Consider the following 16,062-nt stretch of genomic DNA (forward strand, 5'->3'; position numbering starts at 1 on the left):
CCTTGTTTATTTATCCGTTAAGTGAACATAGCCTGGACGGGCCCACTTACGTTCAACCTCGACACCATTTTGAGGATGACGTTTTTTGTTCCGTGGATTGGTATCCGGTAATGGGATGTCTCCGCTTGCGCTTAATACTTCCATGCGGACCATCGTCTGTTTGTAAGCAGGCGTGCTTGTGCGCCGATCATATATAGGACCAGTCAGGAAGTTAATGGCAGAGTCTTTATCGACGGAGTTCATCGGTAAAAATAGTTCATTATTTTTTACACGGTCCGTGATCAGGGCTTTTAATTTAACGGCCCCGAATGGAGACACTAAGCGAACGAGTCCGCCATCACTGACTTTGCGTTCTTGGGCAAGTTCAGGTGAAACCTCAACGAAAATATCAGGTACTTTCGATTGGATTCCATTGGATTTGTTCGTCATATTGCCTTCATGGAAATGCTCCAGCATGCGTCCATTATTGACATGAAGGTCATATTCTTCCGGGAATTTATGAGGTTCCACCCAGTCAGCCAGTGCAAAGCGCGCTTTCTTATCAGGGAAATTGAAGCCATCCACATAAAGAAGCGGCGTGCTTGATCCATCAAGGCTTCCCCAAAGGAAGCTGTTCCATCCTTCCAGCACCTCGTAATTCGCTTGGCTGAATATCGGTGAAAGGCTTGCCATTTCATCATAGATTTCACCAGGATGTTCGTAGTTCCAATTCGCACCTAAGCGGTTGGCGATCTCCTGGGTGATCTCCCAGTCCGCCTTAGAATCTCCCATAGTGGGAAGGGCTTTATATAAACGCTGTACACGGCGCTCTGTATTGGTGAACGTTCCGTCTTTTTCAAGGGATGGAGCTCCGGGTAATACCACGTCGGCATATTGGGCTGTCCTTGAAAGGAAAATATCCTGGACAACAAAGAAATCCAATCCGGATAGCACTTTATCAACATGGTTTGCATCCGCATCAACAAGTGCCATATCTTCACCTACAAGATACATCGCCTTCATGTCGCCTTTTTCTATCGCTTTAAGCATTTCAATATTATTCAAGCCTGGTTTGCCATCGATTTTCACTCCATAAGCTTTTTCGAATTTAGCACGTGCTACATCATCGGTAACATGCTGATATCCTGGAAGCCATGTTGGAAGGGTGCCCATATCGCAAGCGCCCTGTACATTGTTATGGCCGCGAAGCGGATAAGCTCCCGCTCCCGGGCGACGGTAGTTACCTGTAGCTAATAGTAGGTTGGAAATTGCAGCCGAAGTATCGGAAGCACCAGTGTTTTGTGTAACGCCCATTCCCCAGAGGATGCAAGTTCCGTCAGCATCGCGAATGGCTTCAGCTATTTGGATCAATGTTTCTCTTGAAATGCCTGTGTGTGTTTCTGCATATCCCAGGGTATATTTTTCAAGTACTTCTTTATAATCGTCGAAGAAGTTAACATTCTCATTGATGAATTCTTGATCATGCCAGCCTTGATCGATCATATATTTTGTAACCGCCATCAACCAAACTTGATCCGTTCCTTGTTTTGGACTTATATGGATGTCGGAACGCTCGGCCATTTCGTTTTTGCGGATGTCAGCTACGATCAGTTTTTGTCCGTGAAGCTTGTGAGCCCGTTTAACGCGTGTCGCCAGTACGGGATGGCCTTCTGCCGGGTTAGCACCAACGATGATGACAAGACCTGCTGCGGCGATATCTTTGATCGTACCAGCATCTCCGCCCATGCCGACTGTACGGAACAGTCCGTCTGTTGCTGGCGATTGACAGTAACGGGAGCAATTGTCGACGTTATTCGTTTCGAATATTTGCCGTGCCAGCTTTTGAATTACATAGTTTTCTTCATTCGTGATCTTGGAAGAGGAAATGAAGCCAACTGAATTTCCGCCGTATTGCTGTTTGATCGACCCCAGTCTGGATGCAACCAAATCAAGTGCTTCATCCCAGCTTGATTCAACGAATCTTCCATTTTTCCGAATCAGGGGCTTTGTCAACCGTTTTTCCGAGTTTACGAAGTCCCAACCGAATTTCCCTTTGACACAAGTGGATATCGCATTGACGGGTGCTTCATGAGTAGGTTGGACTTTAAGGATTTTACGGCCTTTTGTCCAGACTTCGAATGAACATCCTACCCCACAGAACGTACAGACCGTTTTTGTCTTCTTCGTCCGTGTATCACGCATTGCCGCTTCAATTTCCGAAATGGCAAAAATCCCGCTGTATCCAGGTTCCACTTCCTTGACAAGGTCAATCATTGGTTCAAGCATATCGTTTTTCAAACCTGACATGAAACCAGCCTCACCGAGCATCGATTTTTCCATTAGTGCATTACATGGACAAATTGTTACACACTGTCCGCAGCCTACACAAGATGAGTTATTGATTTCCGTTCCTTCATCCCAGATTACCCGAGGGCGTTCCGCTTCCCAGTCGATGGACAGCGTCTCGTTGACCTGAAGGTTTTGGCAGACTTCGACACATTGACCGCATGCGATGCATTGATTGGCATCATAGCGGTAAAATGGATGGGACATATCGACGGCACCCAATTCCACTTTCGGCGTGTAAGGATATTTTTGGTGTTCAATTTCCATTAATTCCGCTGTGTTATGCAGTTTGCAATTTCCGTTATTATTATCACATACAGTACAGTATAAAGAATGGTTTTCAAGGATCCGGTCCATGGCTTCGGTTTGGGCTTCTTTTGCCTTGCTTGAGTCCAAGGCTATATCCATGCCGCTCACTGCTTTTGTCGAACATGATCGGATGAGTTTCCCATTAACTTCGACGATGCATGTGTCGCATGTTTGGATCGGATCCACTTCAGGAACATAACAAATCTGTGGATGAGCTATCTCATTTTGGTTGATGACCTCCAGAATTGTCGCTCCTTCATTAGCGGTATAACCCTTCCCATTGATTTTGATGGTGATGTTTGAATCGCTCATTATATTTCCCCCTTTTATAGCCAAAAACACGAAAAAAAACCACCATGATCACACCTCCGGCTCTGAACGGAAATGTAGGTCATGGTGGAATAGTTTAATAGCAAAGCTTGCCAATATACCAATCCATACCATAATGGATAATTTTTAAAAAAGATAGGACACAACAGTACACTATTATGCTCCCAACTTTCCTCCTTGATATTATACCTTTAATTTTAACAAGAAACAATCCTGGAAAGAGGGTATCATTACCAAATTTCTTTCGTTTTTCCTCGCGTTGATTTATGATAAGAAAATTGAGAACTTAATTTTCTTGAATTGGAGTGACGTAACGGTGTCAAAAGTTATCCATGAATTCAATGATATGATTCGAAAGCTGCGCAAGGAACTATTCGGTAAAGGACCAGAACGGATACACACAGTTTTCGTGGAAAATATGGCCGTTTCTACGTTATATGGGAATTTGACTCCTACGGAAATGTTTATATCAAGATCGGAGGAAGGAAGGGATATGGTCCATTCAGCACGAACCAAAATGGTTCAGGATGTGTATTCGGAGAGTCCTCCTGATGGAATGGAAGAACTGGTTGGAGCTAAACTTGTCCATTTGTTTTCAGACATCAAAATCAAAGAGAACATAGCGATTTCCGTATTCGTATTCGATAAGAATATAGCGGACAAACTCAACGGGCATTGACCATGTTCCTTACATATTGGTCAATTGGCTCCTGGATAGTAAAAGGAGTGGGAACATGAAAGCGATTGAAAAGAAGAGGGACATCATCAGGATAGCCAAAGGCAACATCGAGCGGACGGAAGATACGATCGTAACGGAGCATCCCGTTACTGTCAAAATAAATGGCCAGGAATTCGTCACGATGGTTTGTACACCGGAGCACATCGAGGATATGGTGATTGGTTATTTGGCCTCGGAAGGCATCATCAAAAAATATGATGAGATAAAAGAAATCTGGGTCCAGGAAAAAGAAGGCTTTGTTCATGTGAAGACAGATAAAGTGAATCCTTACTTCCAGGACTTTCAAAATAAGCGGTATATTACATCTTGCTGCGGAATGAGCAGACAAGGTTTCGTCTTTGTGAATGATGCATTGACTGCCAAGAAAATGGATCATGTTTCGGTGAAACTGACTCCTGATGACTGCTTTCGCTTGATGAAGGATTTACAAAATTCTGCCGTCACCTTCCAGAACACAGGCGGAGTCCACAATGCCGCCTTATGTGACGTCGATGGCCTCGTATTAAGCAGGATGGACATCGGTCGGCATAATGCCTTGGACAAAATATACGGTCATTGCTTGAAAAATGGTATTTCGATAGAAGGGAAAGCTATCGTGTTCAGCGGCCGGATTTCATCGGAAATTCTCTTGAAGGTGGCAAAAATCGGGTGTGAACTGATACTCTCGAAATCAGCTCCAACCGAATTGGCTTTGGAGTTGGCTGAAGGATTGGGAATCACAACGGTCGGTTTCATTCGTAATGATTCACTGAATATCTATACATGCCCTGAAAGAATTCTATTGAAAGACTGAGCATCCCTCGCTTAAAAGGTGCTTATGGGAAGGTCCTTGCCAACATGGCTTGGGCTTTTTTGTACTTGGATATATCCAACAGGCCTTTTGTGGTACAGTTTGGATAAAACATTCAAGGAAAAGCGTATCGGGGGAAGGGTTATGAACGAACGGGATTGGCATATTTTAAAGGTGTTGCATGAGCATAAGAACATTACTAAAACGGCGCAAAGTCTATATATATCGCAACCTTCTTTAACGAAACGAATTCAACAAATAGAGAAGGAATTCAACCTAAAGATTGTGGAGCGGGGAACAAGGGGAGTGCAGTTCACCCCTCAAGGAGAATATTTGGCCAACTGTGCAGATGAGATGCTGATCAGGCTCCGGCAGATAAAAGAGACAGCGTTCAATATGGGTCAGGAGATCAGTGGGACATTACGGCTGGGTGTTTCCAACTATATCACGCTCCATAAATTGCCTGGCCTGTTGAGATTATTTCGTGAGCGATATCCTAAAGTGGATTTCCATGTGACCACTGGTTGGAGTAAAGAAGTGCTGAACCTCATTTACAAGGAAGAAGTGCATGTGGGGATCGTTCGGGGGGACTATCAATGGTCAGGATCAAGGCACCATCTTTTTGAGGAAACGATTTGTATTGCTTCCAAGGAAAAAATCGAAGTCAGGAACCTGCCTTTCCTGCCGAGGATCGATTATGGGACAGATGCTCTTTTGAAAACCATGATCGATAATTGGTGGAGAGACAATTTTTCAGGACCGCCTTTGGTTGGGATGGAAGTGGACAAAGGTGATACATGTAAAGAAATGGTAAGGAATGGCCTTGGCTATGGCATCCTCCCCAGTGTTTTATTGGAGAAGGACCAAAATCTCTGTCAAATGGACCTTAAGGATAAGCAAGGTAATCCCCTTATCAGGAATACGTGGATGTTATATCATGAAAAGTCGCTGGAATTAAAACTGGTCAAAGCGTTTGTCGAATTTGTCAAAGACGTCGATTTCATGAGTGATATTTAACTGGAAGCGCAGAAATCTCTGTGCTTTTTTTGTCATTCCTTTTTTGAATGGATAACGATAATTTATTGGTATTTTAACTATGGTTATCACGGCATTATGATAGATGGGAGATGTTAATCATCAGGAATTGCCTAAGGAATGGAGAGGAAGTCAAGTGAGTGTCCTGTTTCTGATCGTATTGAATGTCATTGTGCCGGTCTTTTTCCTAATAGGGGCTGGGGCCATCCTGCATCGTAAATTCAAGTTGGATATGAATACGCTGTCTAAATTGAATCACTTCCTGCTCATGCCTGCCATTAGCTTTGTCAATATATATCAGAGTAAAATGGGCGGGGGAATGATTGTCCAGATATTCAGCTTCCTTGCTCTTCAAGCAGTAAGCCTCATCATCGTGAGTACAGTGATTGCTAAACTTGCCAGGTTTGATCAAAGTCTTTCTGCCACGTTTAAAAATAGTGTAGTCCTGAATAACTCAGCCAATTTCGGGTTACCCGTCAGTCAGATGGTTTTTAATGGAAATCCTCTTGGCCTGTCGATCCAAGTCATCGTGATCATTTTTCAAAACCTGTTGACCTATACCTATGGATTGATGAATTCCGTTTCCGTCCATTCAAAAAGTACGAAGGGCGCCATTCGCGAGTTCTTGAAGAATCCAGTCATTTATGCTTTATTACTCGGTTTTCTATTACATTCTGCTTCTTTCGACATTCCGCTGTTCTTATGGACCCCGATTGAAAATATCGCGAGTGCCTTCATAGCCATTGCCTTGATTACCTTGGGTGCACAGAGTGCCTATTTGAAAATGACGCAATTTCCGCTTCCGCTTATCCTTAGCTTGATTGGCCGGTTAATACTCTCGCCATCCATCGCCTTCCTTATCATCCTCCTGCTGGGCCTGGAAGGAACTGTCGCTCAGGGATTATTTATCGCAAGTTCATTTCCCACATCGAGAAACAGCGCATTATTCGCTTTGGAATATGACAACCATCCGGAGTATGCGGCACAGGCAGTCTTGATGTCGACTTTATTCAGCAGTATAACGGTAACGATGGTCGTTTATCTATCAAAAATATTATTCTAGCAGGGCTCCTCTTTGTGGGCGGGCCTTTTCCCCATGTCTCCCGATAAAACTTTATGAACATTATAGAGGTTATGGAATTTATGCATCTTAGGTTAATAATCAAAGAAAACGAAGATATTTTTGTAGAATTAAGAAAACGCTTTCAAAAGGGGGATTATCATGTTTTCTCGTAAAAAGATTTCAGCGGTCATATTGGCGGGTTCGTTAGCTTTAAGTTTAGGTGCATGCAGCAGTTCGGGTACATCAGGAGAAAAGAAAGAAAGTACAGGTTATCCGAAAAAAGCCATAACGGTCGTTGCTCCATCGGGCGCAGGCGGTGGATGGGATTTAACGGCCCGTTCATTTACAAAGGTCTTGAGTGAGACAAAACTGGTGAACCAGCCATTGACCGTCGAAAACAAACCCGGTGGCGGGGGCGCAGTCTTCATGGCGGATTATGCAACACAGCAAGTGGATAATAATGACATGCTTTTCGTGAATTCACCGCCTGTCATCATCAATAACCTTAAAAAAGAAGGCAACAGTCCTTATGGATATAAAAATACGACTCCTTTGGCGCAGCTGACAAAGGATTATGGGGCGATAGTGGTAAAGGCAGATTCTGAATTCAAGGATTTGAAATCAGTGCTGGAAGCGGTGAAGAAAGATCCGCGTAAGTTGACCTTTGCAGGAGGATCGGCTCCGGGATCCATGGATCATTTGATTTCCATTCTTCCAGCCTATGAATATGGCTTGAATCCAACTGAACTTAAATACGTTTCGTACGACGGTGGCGGGGAAGCGATTACGGCATTGCTTGGCGGAAATGCGGATGTGATCGGAACGGATGCATCCAGTGTCAGGGAATTTTTAAAAGCAGGAAAGATTAGAGTGTTGGCCGTAACCTCGACTGAACGTTTAGGTGGAGATTTAAAAGACATACCGACGGCAAAGGAACAGGGTGTTGATGCTGAATTCACGATTTGGAGAGGTGTTTTTGGACCTCAGAATATGTCTGGTGAAGCGAAAACCTTTTGGGACGGAACCATTGAGAAGCTAGTTGAAACTTCTGAATGGAAAAAGGAAGTGGAAGTTCAAGGATGGGAACAAGAATATAAAAATAGTGAAGAATTCAGCAAGTTTTTAGAAGAACAGGAGAAACAGGTTCAGCAATTATTGGAAGCTTTAGGCATGGAAAAATAATCGAGAAGAAGGGGGTGCTTTCACCTTCTTCTTATTTTCTGAAATGGAGGGATTGTGATGGATGTTAAATTTGATCGCTTTGCATCTGTAGCCTTTCTGGCAGTCGGGGTGCTGTTCATGATAGGAAGCAGGAAGCTGGCCAGTTCTTCATATGGAAGTTCGGTAGGACCGGACATTTTCCCTTTTGTATTGGGGCTCGTTCTTGCTGTTTTAAGTATTCGCCTGTTCTATGAGGCATTTCGGGCCAAGGTGCAGGAATCGGGTAAGGAAAAGCTGGAATATAAACCTTTTATCATCATTCTGCTCTCCACCTTGATTTATATTTTGACATTGGAAACGATAGGATATGTCATTACGACCTTTCTCTTTTTGTTTGTTTGCTTTCAAACGATGGAACGAAATAAGTGGGTGACATCGCTCATCATTTCCGCAGGATTTTCCGGAATCATCTATTATTTGTTCGTGAATGTTTTAAAGGGAACACTGCCGGGTTGGCCAATCTGGTTTTCATAAAAGGAAGGGGGATGTGAAGTGGGCACTTTTGATTATTTAATGCATGGTTTTGAAACGGCACTAACTTGGTATAACATACTTTTTGCATTTGTCGGGGTATTGATCGGTACGGCTGTCGGCGTTTTGCCGGGGATCGGGCCGATGAGCGGTGTTGCTCTTTTAATTCCGGTAACCGCTTCGATTACAGGGGGACTTCCGCCAGAGCAAGCGGCAACAAGCGCCATCATTTTACTTGCAGGTGTTTATTATGGAGCTATGTATGGAGGGTCGACAACATCTATCCTATTGAATACACCTGGTGAATCCTCTTCTGTCGTCACCACACTGGATGGCTACCAAATGGCGAAGAAGGGAAGAGCCGGGAGTGCTTTATCCATTTCGGCAATCGGTTCCTTCGTCGGAGGGATTGTCACCCTTATCGCCATGATTGCCTTGGCTCAGCCATTATCGACGATTGCCATTAAATTCGGTCCGGCTGAGTATTTTTCGCTCATGCTTCTAGGGTTGGCGGCAGTCAGCGGCCTTGCGGGAAAATCCGTAACCAAGGCACTGATCATGACTGTTTGCGGTTTGTTGATCGGGACGATAGGCATTGATAATGTATCCGGGATCGCCCGTTTTTCATTCGACATTCCTTGGCTGTATCAAGGGGTCGAATTCCTGACGATCGCAGTTGGTCTATTCGCCCTTGGAGAAGTATTCAAGACAATCTTGGAAAAAGAAGAGGATGATGGGGAAATTGCAAAGATCAATAATTTGCTTCCTTCCAAAGAAGAATTCAAGGAATCCGCGGGTCCCATTGCGAGGGGGTCGCTCTTAGGATTCTTTGTAGGGATCCTGCCGGGTGCAGGGGCCACTCTGGCTTCTTTCTTCTCATACCTTATGGAAAAACGGATTTCAAAAAAACCCGGGAGATTTGGTACAGGGGCGATCGCTGGAGTGGCTGGACCTGAAACGGCCAATAACGCGGCGTCTGGCGGAGCGATGATTCCATTATTGACGCTGGGAATTCCGGGTTCCGGTACAACGGCGATTTTAATGGGTGCGCTCATGATGTACAATGTTCAGCCAGGTCCATTATTATTCGAGGACCATCCTCAGGTGGCTTGGGGACTTATCGCCAGTATGTTCATCGGAAATCTGATGCTGCTGATCCTTAATCTCCCGCTCGTTAAGGTTTTTGCGAAAATCATTGAAACGCCAAAGAAATATTTGATTCCGATCATCATCGCGATTTCCATTTTTGGAGTTTATGCGGTACAAGTATCGACATATGATTTATTGCTATTATTAGGATGCGGGGTCTTGGGATATTTCTTAAGTAAAAATGATTATCCGATTGCCCCATTGGTATTAGGACTGGTTTTAGGACCGATGATAGAAAATAATATGCGCAGGGCCCTGACGATATCCGATGGGGATTACAGTTTGTTTTTCACTCGGCCGCTTTCCCTGACATTCCTGATCATAACGGCATTATGGCTGCTCATTCCGGTTTTACTTAAGAAGAGAGGGAAGGATGTTGTCATCAATATTGAAGGTTAACCTGTATTTTCTGAATGTTATGAAAAAACCCCTTTTTTAAAGGGGTTTTTTTTTATATGATGTAAGTAGAGGTGATTGAATGCGTTTACACACCAAGTTGATGCTGGGCATCTGTACGTTAATCATCTTAATGGGTGGAATCTTTGAAGTTATTTTCATAAATATCCTGGAAAATAACCTGAAGCAGGAAACAGGGGAAAAAGCATTGTCGGTTGCCCAGACCATTTCATTGCTGCCTGAAATTAAACAAGCTTTTGGAACGGATAATCCTTCTGTAATCATCCAGCCCATCGCGGAAAGAGTTCGCAGGCAGATCAATGCGGAATTCATAGTAATAGGAGATGAGAATGAAACACGGCTGTCCCATCCAAATCCCAGTTTGATCGGGAAGAAAATGGTAGGGGGAGATAACGCCGAGGTGTGGGATGGGAAATCCATCATCACGGAGTCCACTGGGACATTGGGTCCTTCCATAAGGGGGAAATCCCCGATAATCGCCAATGAAAAGGTCATTGGTGTTGTCTCCGTTGGCTACCTTCAGGATGATATTGAAAAAGAAGTGTTCAGTATACAAAGAAAGATCGTCTGGATCATCTCTTTTATATTAATCGGAGGTTTGTTGGTAGCCTTTTTCATTTCATTCAATATAAAAAAGGCGATATTGGGTCTGGAGCCGAAAGAGATCGCCTGGATGTTTCAAGAGAAGCATGCCATTTTGGAATCCATTCATGAAGGCATCATTGCCATTGATGTACATGGGAAAATCACGGTCGTCAATGAAACGGCGCATAAAATCCTTCATATTCCTAAAGACGTCGTTCTTCGAGGGAAAAAAATCGAAGAAGTCATAACGCATACACATTTGCTTGATGTAGTCAGCACGGCACGGGCCGAGTATGATCAGGAATTCATGATTGACGGTGAAGTTTTTTTGGCAAGCCGGATTCCCATTTTGAATGGACAGGGTGAAATCATCGGTGCAGTTGCAAGTTTGAGAAATAAATCGGAACTATCCAATCTCCTTCAGGAACTGTCACATGTAAAGGCGTATGCAGAAGGGCTGAGGGCCCAGACACATGAATATTCGAATCGGCTATATACACTGCTAGGCTTGATTCAACTCGGTTCATATAAAGAAGCGATGGATTTCATATCGAAGGAAGTCGATGTCACCCAAGGCTTCATTCACTTTCTAATGAAGGAAGTACCTGATCCGATTATTGCTGGGTTCATCTTAGGGAAGGTAAGTTTAGCAAGCGAGCTGAAAATTGATTTTACTATTGATAGAGAAAGCAGTTTTAAAGATATTCCGTCCGAAATAGATCGGGATTTATTAGTGACGGTCATCGGCAATCTCATCAATAATGCCTTCGAAGCTGTACGGGAAAACGAAAGGGAGGAAAAAAGGGTATCGTTGTTCGTCACGGACTTGGGTAAAGAGTTGATCATCGAGGTTGAAGATAATGGAAAAGGGATGAACCCAGATGTTACCGAACTGATTTTCCAGAACGGTTTTACGACGAAAAGCCATCAAACCAATTCAGGTATAGGTTTGAGCCTTGTTCAGGAAGCGATTGATGGATTAGGGGGATATATCACTTTTTCGACGAAGGAAGGGGAATATACGATTTTTACTGTTGCCATACCAAAAAACAGAGGGGGGATTAAATGATGGCCAGTCGCGATATAGAAGTTTTAATCGTAGAAGATGACCTGCGGATTGCCGAGATACAAAAGCTATTCATCGAAAAGCTTGAGGGGTTTCAAACGATCGGGATCGCCTCAAGCTATGACGAAGCTAAAAGCTTCATTAAAATCATGCAGCCGAATCTATTGCTGCTCGATATGTATTTTCCGGATATGAATGGGCTCGATATCCTGAAAGAAATCAAGCAGCAAAGCAAACAAATGGATGTCATCATGATAACGGCGGCTAAAGAAATCGAAAAAGTCCAGGAAGCCATCAAGATCGGCATATTTGATTATATTATCAAGCCTGTCGCATTTGAACGTTTCAAGCAGTCCTTACTTCGATATCAAGAGTATCACATTAAATTGTCTGAATTGGAAAAGGGCAATTTTCCCGTAACACAGCAACAGGTGGATAAGCTTTTGCGAAAGGAAATGAAAGAAAAAGAGAGGGAACAGTCTTCACTGCCAAAAGGGATCGATCGGATGACTTTGGAGAAGGTGATGGTTGTGTTGGGGAAATCCTCCCCTGGGTTAACTGCCGAAATAGTGGCAAAGGAGATCGGGGTGAGCAGGACAACGGCAAGGCGTTATCTTGAGCACTTGATGTCAGAGGAAAAAATTGATGCCGATTTAACATATGGCACGGTTGGACGTCCTGAACGGGTTTATGCGATCAAGTTATAAAGGGTTCGCCAAACGGCGGATTTTTTTTTATTTGATCGCATAAATGTCAGGCATATATGGAACCAGATTGATTGGAATTCATCGTTTTTTGAAGTGTAAAAATGGTGAAAGAGGAAAAAATACGTGTGAAAGGTGTTGAATCAGACAAGTATATGACAAGTGTCATGGCAGTGAATTGACGTTTATGACTATAGAAAATCGGTTATAATTCCTATACTTAAAGAAGAGATGTAAGCATAACCAATCCATTCCTATATATTATGAGGAGGAAATCATGAATAATCATAATCATAATCAAAAACAATTGAGAAAAGATATTGCCCCTTTTGAAAAATCCAATACTAAATCAAGCGTGAAACAGCTCATAAATACATTTCCGCCATTTTTCCTGTTATGGTTTTTAGCTTATCAAAGCTTAACCATTTCATACTGGCTGACCCTTGCATTTGCTGTCCTGGCTTCAGGATTCGTAGTCAGGATTTTCATCATTTTCCATGATTGCTGTCATCAATCGTTTTTCAAAAGCAGGAAAGCGAATAGCATCCTGGGTACAATCAGTGGAATCGTTACATTATTTCCGTATGAGCAATGGAAGCATAGCCACTCCATACACCATGCAACAAGCAGTAATTTAAACAAACGCGGTACAGGAGATATTTGGATCATGACCGTTGATGAATATATCGCCGCTTCATTCTGGGGGCGTCTGGCTTACCGTTTATATAGGAATCCGATCGTCATGTTTGGATTAGGTCCATTTTATCTATTTCTTGTATCGAACCGTCTGAATAAAAAGGGCGCTAAAAAGAAAGAACGGATGAATACGTATTTGACAAATGCCGCAATCGTGGCAATTTATGGTCTTTTATGCTTGGCTATCGGATGGCAGGCATTCCTGATGATTCAGGTACCGATGCTTTTTGTAACGGGATCGCTGGGCATCTGGCTGTTTTATGTACAGCATCAGTTCGAAGATTCTTATTTCGAAGAGGAATCGGAATGGGATTACGTGAAGGCTGCCATTGATGGAAGTTCTTATTATAAACTTCCAAAGGTTTTGCAATGGGTAACTGGTAATATCGGTTTTCACCACGTGCATCATCTTAGTCCAAGAGTGCCAAACTATAATCTGGAAAAAGTCCATGATTCCACCCTGCCTTTGCAGCAGGCTACGACAATCACCATTAGTTCAAGTTTAAAATCACTTCGCTTCCGCCTATATGATGGAGAAAACAAGACGTTTGTAAGTTTTAAAGAGATTAAGGAACGTCTAAATGAAACAAAATCTAAGGTGGAAATCAATAATAAACGTCCAAGTCTTCAAGAAAAATAAATAGTTCATCAAAAAACCATTCAATTTCCATTGGGTGGTTTTTTGATGAAACTCCTTAGTATATACTAGGATAAAAAGAAATAGAGGCGGCGCCATGCAAAGTTGGTATCATATCTTTCCGAAAAACACAGGGCTGAGCCCTTATGTCTGGATCATTTTTTGTATCCTTCCTTTTTACTTCATCTTCAAATCTTCTTCGATGTTGGAGATTGTCTTTGGAATCGTCATGATCATTTTGTTTTTCATATCATATGGTCTCTCATTCGTTTCGAAGGGATGGCCCGTATACGTATGGACGGCGATACAAATAATCATATCCATATCGATGACCATATTTTTCAGCTACATTTACTTTTCACTTTTTTTAGCATTCTTTATTGGGAATGTTCAAAATAAGGTTGGCTTTTTCGTATTATATTCGATCCAGCTATTAGCTACCATCGTGTCTGTCAATATTGGCTTCATCATGAAAGACCCTACCTTCTTTTCGCAATTTCCGTTTATGCTCATTTGTGTGGTAGGCGTGATCCTTCTCCCTTTCAATACGTATAATCGGAATAAACGGGGTAGGCTGGAAGAACAATTGGAGGACGCTCATAAAAGAATATCAGAGCTTGGCAAAATGGAAGAACGTCAGCGGATTGCCCGTGACTTACATGATACACTTGGACAAAAGCTGTCTTTGATTGGCTTGAAAAGTGATCTTGCAGGGAAATTGATCGATTTGAAACCGGAGACGGCCAAGAAGGAAATCAAGGATATCCGTCAAACGGCGAGGACGGCACTCAAGGAAGTACGTGAAATGGTGTCGGAAATGCGTGGGGCCAAGCTAAGCGATGAAATCATCCGGGTCAAGCAAATATTGAAAGCGGCAGAGATAGATTTTAATTTGGATGGCACCACGGAATTGCAAGATACCCCATTGCTTGTTGAAACGGTTTTGAGCATGTGCTTGAAGGAAGCCGTGACCAATATCGTCAAACATAGCGGTGCCGACTGCTGTAATATCGTCATCGAAGAATTACAAACAGGAGTGACGATCATAGTACAGGATAATGGAGTGGGGCTTTCACATAGATCAGAGTATATTAAAGGCAATGGGCTTCAAGGAATGAAAGAAAGGCTCGAATTCGTTAATGGCAGCCTGGATATTAAATCAAAAGATGGAACGACACTTTATATAAGGGTTCCGAATGCGATAAAAAATAATGGATAGGTGGGATTAACCTTGATTCGAATCGTAATTGCCGAAGATCAGCGGATGCTGCTTGGCGCGCTAGGTTCCATCCTTGATTTGGAAAGTGATATGGAAGTTGTAGGAAAAGCGAGCAATGGGGAAGAAGCAATGAATCTGGTCAATCAATTAAAGCCGGATATCTGCATAACCGATATTGAAATGCCAGTTAAAACCGGGCTCGATGTAGCGGAGGAAATCAAGGATCAGGGCCACCAATGCAAAGTCATCATTTTAACCACCTTTGCACGTCCTGGGTATTTTGAAAGAGCGAGAAAGGCCGAGGTAGGTGGATATCTTCTGAAGGATAGCCCAAGTGAGGAACTGGCGAACTCGATCCGTGTCATCATGGATGGGCGGCGCATTTATGCTCCTGAGCTGGTGGATATGGCTTTCGAAGAAGAAAACCCTTTGACTGAACGCGAGTGCCAAGTGCTCAAATTGATTGCAGATGGTAAGACCACAAAGGAAATCGCAAGCCAGCTTTATCTGACCAACGGAACGGTTCGTAATTACATTTCGGTCATCCTTGATAAATTGGATGTAAGCAACCGTGTTGAAGCGATTGTAAGATTCAAGGAAAAAGGCTGGTCAAAGGATTGATCAAAGCGTAAATCCATGGCGGCTTCGCAAATCAAAAAAGCATAGTGTCAGGATTGGAATATGGTATATTAATTTTTATTACATAGTAGGAAGGGGATGACCATTATGCAAAAGGCCACATTTGCTGGAGGCTGTTTCTGGTGCATGGTGACACCATTTGAAGAACAACCGGGGATTGGGGGGATCGTATCAGGTTATACGGGAGGACATGTTGAAAACCCGACTTACGAGGAAGTGAAGACAGGAACTACGGGACATTATGAAGTCGTGGAAATCACTTTCGATCCTCAGTTATTTCCTTATGAAAGATTGCTGGAGCTATATTGGCAGCAAATCGATCCAACCGACGATGGCGGTCAATTCCATGACAGAGGAAGCCAATATCGGACGGCCATCTTCTATCATGATGAAGCTCAAGAGAAACTGGCTCATGAAGCGAAAGAAAAGGTAGCGGCCAGCGGGAAGTTCCAGAAACCCATCGTAACGGAAATCCTTCCGGCCCAAACCTTTTATCCTGCCGAAGAATACCATCAAGGCTATCATAAAAAAAACAAAGATGATTATAAAGCGGACCGTGCGAAATCGGGACGCGATGAATTCATTGACCAGCATTGGAACGGTTAATGAAATGGATCGGATGTGATTCACATCCGGTTCTTTTTATTGTCTTTTAAAGGCACAAAAA

At 43.1% G+C, this 16,062-nt stretch carries 14 protein-coding genes; 13 read left to right on the forward strand and 1 reads right to left on the reverse strand.

Going from position 1 to position 16,062, the window contains the following annotated elements; translation table 11 throughout:
* Nucleotides 1–6: 6 nt before the first annotated feature.
* A complete protein-coding gene (fdhF, locus tag J7E52_RS05005) occupies nucleotides 7–2,946 on the reverse strand; it encodes a formate dehydrogenase subunit alpha (protein WP_286197454.1) in 2,940 nt (979 codons plus the stop codon).
* A 334-nt stretch (nucleotides 2,947–3,280) separates the two neighbouring features.
* Here fdhF and J7E52_RS05010 point away from each other — a divergent pair, with 334 nt between their 5' ends.
* From J7E52_RS05010 to msrA, 13 genes are all read left to right on the forward strand, one after another.
* Complete coding sequence (locus tag J7E52_RS05010; RefSeq protein ID WP_063234138.1) at nucleotides 3,281–3,643, forward strand: Na-translocating system protein MpsC family protein; 363 nt, start codon at nucleotides 3,281–3,283, stop codon at nucleotides 3,641–3,643.
* 55 nt (nucleotides 3,644–3,698) lie between these two features.
* On the forward strand, nucleotides 3,699–4,496 hold the full coding sequence (gene fdhD / locus J7E52_RS05015) for a formate dehydrogenase accessory sulfurtransferase FdhD (protein WP_214743947.1): 798 nt from the start codon (nucleotides 3,699–3,701) through the stop codon (nucleotides 4,494–4,496).
* A 141-nt stretch (nucleotides 4,497–4,637) separates the two neighbouring features.
* Nucleotides 4,638–5,510: a LysR family transcriptional regulator gene (locus tag J7E52_RS05020; RefSeq protein ID WP_214743948.1), complete on the forward strand. Its 873-nt coding sequence runs from the start codon at nucleotides 4,638–4,640 to the stop codon at nucleotides 5,508–5,510.
* 154 nt (nucleotides 5,511–5,664) lie between these two features.
* Entirely contained in the window at nucleotides 5,665–6,591 is a 927-nt protein-coding gene (locus J7E52_RS05025; RefSeq protein ID WP_214743949.1) for an AEC family transporter, read from the forward strand.
* A 159-nt stretch (nucleotides 6,592–6,750) separates the two neighbouring features.
* Complete coding sequence (locus J7E52_RS05030; RefSeq protein ID WP_214743950.1) at nucleotides 6,751–7,773, forward strand: Bug family tripartite tricarboxylate transporter substrate binding protein; 1,023 nt, start codon at nucleotides 6,751–6,753, stop codon at nucleotides 7,771–7,773.
* Nucleotides 7,774–7,830: 57 nt separating this feature from the next.
* Nucleotides 7,831–8,286 (forward strand): tripartite tricarboxylate transporter TctB family protein, encoded by a 456-nt coding sequence (locus tag J7E52_RS05035; RefSeq protein ID WP_214743951.1) that lies wholly within the window; start codon nucleotides 7,831–7,833, stop codon nucleotides 8,284–8,286.
* Nucleotides 8,287–8,304: 18 nt separating this feature from the next.
* Nucleotides 8,305–9,831, forward strand: coding sequence for a tripartite tricarboxylate transporter permease (locus J7E52_RS05040; RefSeq protein ID WP_214743952.1), 1,527 nt, complete (start codon nucleotides 8,305–8,307; stop codon nucleotides 9,829–9,831).
* A 79-nt stretch (nucleotides 9,832–9,910) separates the two neighbouring features.
* Nucleotides 9,911–11,503 carry an ATP-binding protein gene (locus tag J7E52_RS05045; protein ID WP_214743953.1) on the forward strand — a complete coding sequence of 531 codons (1,593 nt, stop codon included), beginning with the start codon at nucleotides 9,911–9,913 and terminating at the stop codon, nucleotides 11,501–11,503.
* On the forward strand, nucleotides 11,500–12,207 hold the full coding sequence (locus tag J7E52_RS05050) for a response regulator (RefSeq protein ID WP_214743954.1): 708 nt from the start codon (nucleotides 11,500–11,502) through the stop codon (nucleotides 12,205–12,207). Before J7E52_RS05045 ends, J7E52_RS05050 begins: the two co-directional genes overlap by 4 nt.
* Nucleotides 12,208–12,481: 274 nt before the next feature.
* Nucleotides 12,482–13,540 (forward strand): Delta(5) desaturase DesA, encoded by a 1,059-nt coding sequence (gene desA / locus J7E52_RS05055; protein WP_214743955.1) that lies wholly within the window; start codon nucleotides 12,482–12,484, stop codon nucleotides 13,538–13,540.
* A gap of 94 nt (nucleotides 13,541–13,634) precedes the next feature.
* Nucleotides 13,635–14,756 carry a sensor histidine kinase gene (locus tag J7E52_RS05060; RefSeq protein ID WP_214743956.1) on the forward strand — a complete coding sequence of 374 codons (1,122 nt, stop codon included), beginning with the start codon at nucleotides 13,635–13,637 and terminating at the stop codon, nucleotides 14,754–14,756.
* Nucleotides 14,757–14,768: 12 nt separating this feature from the next.
* Nucleotides 14,769–15,377 (forward strand): response regulator transcription factor, encoded by a 609-nt coding sequence (locus tag J7E52_RS05065; protein ID WP_057278094.1) that lies wholly within the window; start codon nucleotides 14,769–14,771, stop codon nucleotides 15,375–15,377.
* Between the two features lie 105 nt (nucleotides 15,378–15,482).
* Nucleotides 15,483–16,001, forward strand: coding sequence for a peptide-methionine (S)-S-oxide reductase MsrA (msrA, locus tag J7E52_RS05070; RefSeq protein ID WP_214743957.1), 519 nt, complete (start codon nucleotides 15,483–15,485; stop codon nucleotides 15,999–16,001).
* Nucleotides 16,002–16,062 lie beyond the last annotated feature (61 nt).

The sequence above is a fragment of the Bacillus sp. ISL-34 genome (assembly GCF_018613325.1).
Classification (GTDB): Bacteria; Bacillota; Bacilli; order Bacillales; family DSM-1321; genus Peribacillus.

What these genes read in the sequence shown, in the direction of transcription:
- fdhF (WP_286197454.1), bottom strand. Translation starts at nt 2,946, where the DNA reads ATGAGCGATTCAAACATCACCATCAAAATCAATGGGAAGGGTTATACC.
- fdhD (WP_214743947.1), top strand. Translation starts at nt 3,699, where the DNA reads ATGAAAGCGATTGAAAAGAAGAGGGACATCATCAGGATAGCCAAAGGC.
- J7E52_RS05020 (WP_214743948.1), top strand. Translation starts at nt 4,638, where the DNA reads ATGAACGAACGGGATTGGCATATTTTAAAGGTGTTGCATGAGCATAAG.
- J7E52_RS05030 (WP_214743950.1), top strand. Translation starts at nt 6,751, where the DNA reads ATGTTTTCTCGTAAAAAGATTTCAGCGGTCATATTGGCGGGTTCGTTA.
- J7E52_RS05035 (WP_214743951.1), top strand. Translation starts at nt 7,831, where the DNA reads ATGGATGTTAAATTTGATCGCTTTGCATCTGTAGCCTTTCTGGCAGTC.
- J7E52_RS05045 (WP_214743953.1), top strand. Translation starts at nt 9,911, where the DNA reads ATGCGTTTACACACCAAGTTGATGCTGGGCATCTGTACGTTAATCATC.
- J7E52_RS05050 (WP_214743954.1), top strand. Translation starts at nt 11,500, where the DNA reads ATGATGGCCAGTCGCGATATAGAAGTTTTAATCGTAGAAGATGACCTG.
- desA (WP_214743955.1), top strand. Translation starts at nt 12,482, where the DNA reads ATGAATAATCATAATCATAATCAAAAACAATTGAGAAAAGATATTGCC.
- J7E52_RS05060 (WP_214743956.1), top strand. Translation starts at nt 13,635, where the DNA reads ATGCAAAGTTGGTATCATATCTTTCCGAAAAACACAGGGCTGAGCCCT.
- msrA (WP_214743957.1), top strand. Translation starts at nt 15,483, where the DNA reads ATGCAAAAGGCCACATTTGCTGGAGGCTGTTTCTGGTGCATGGTGACA.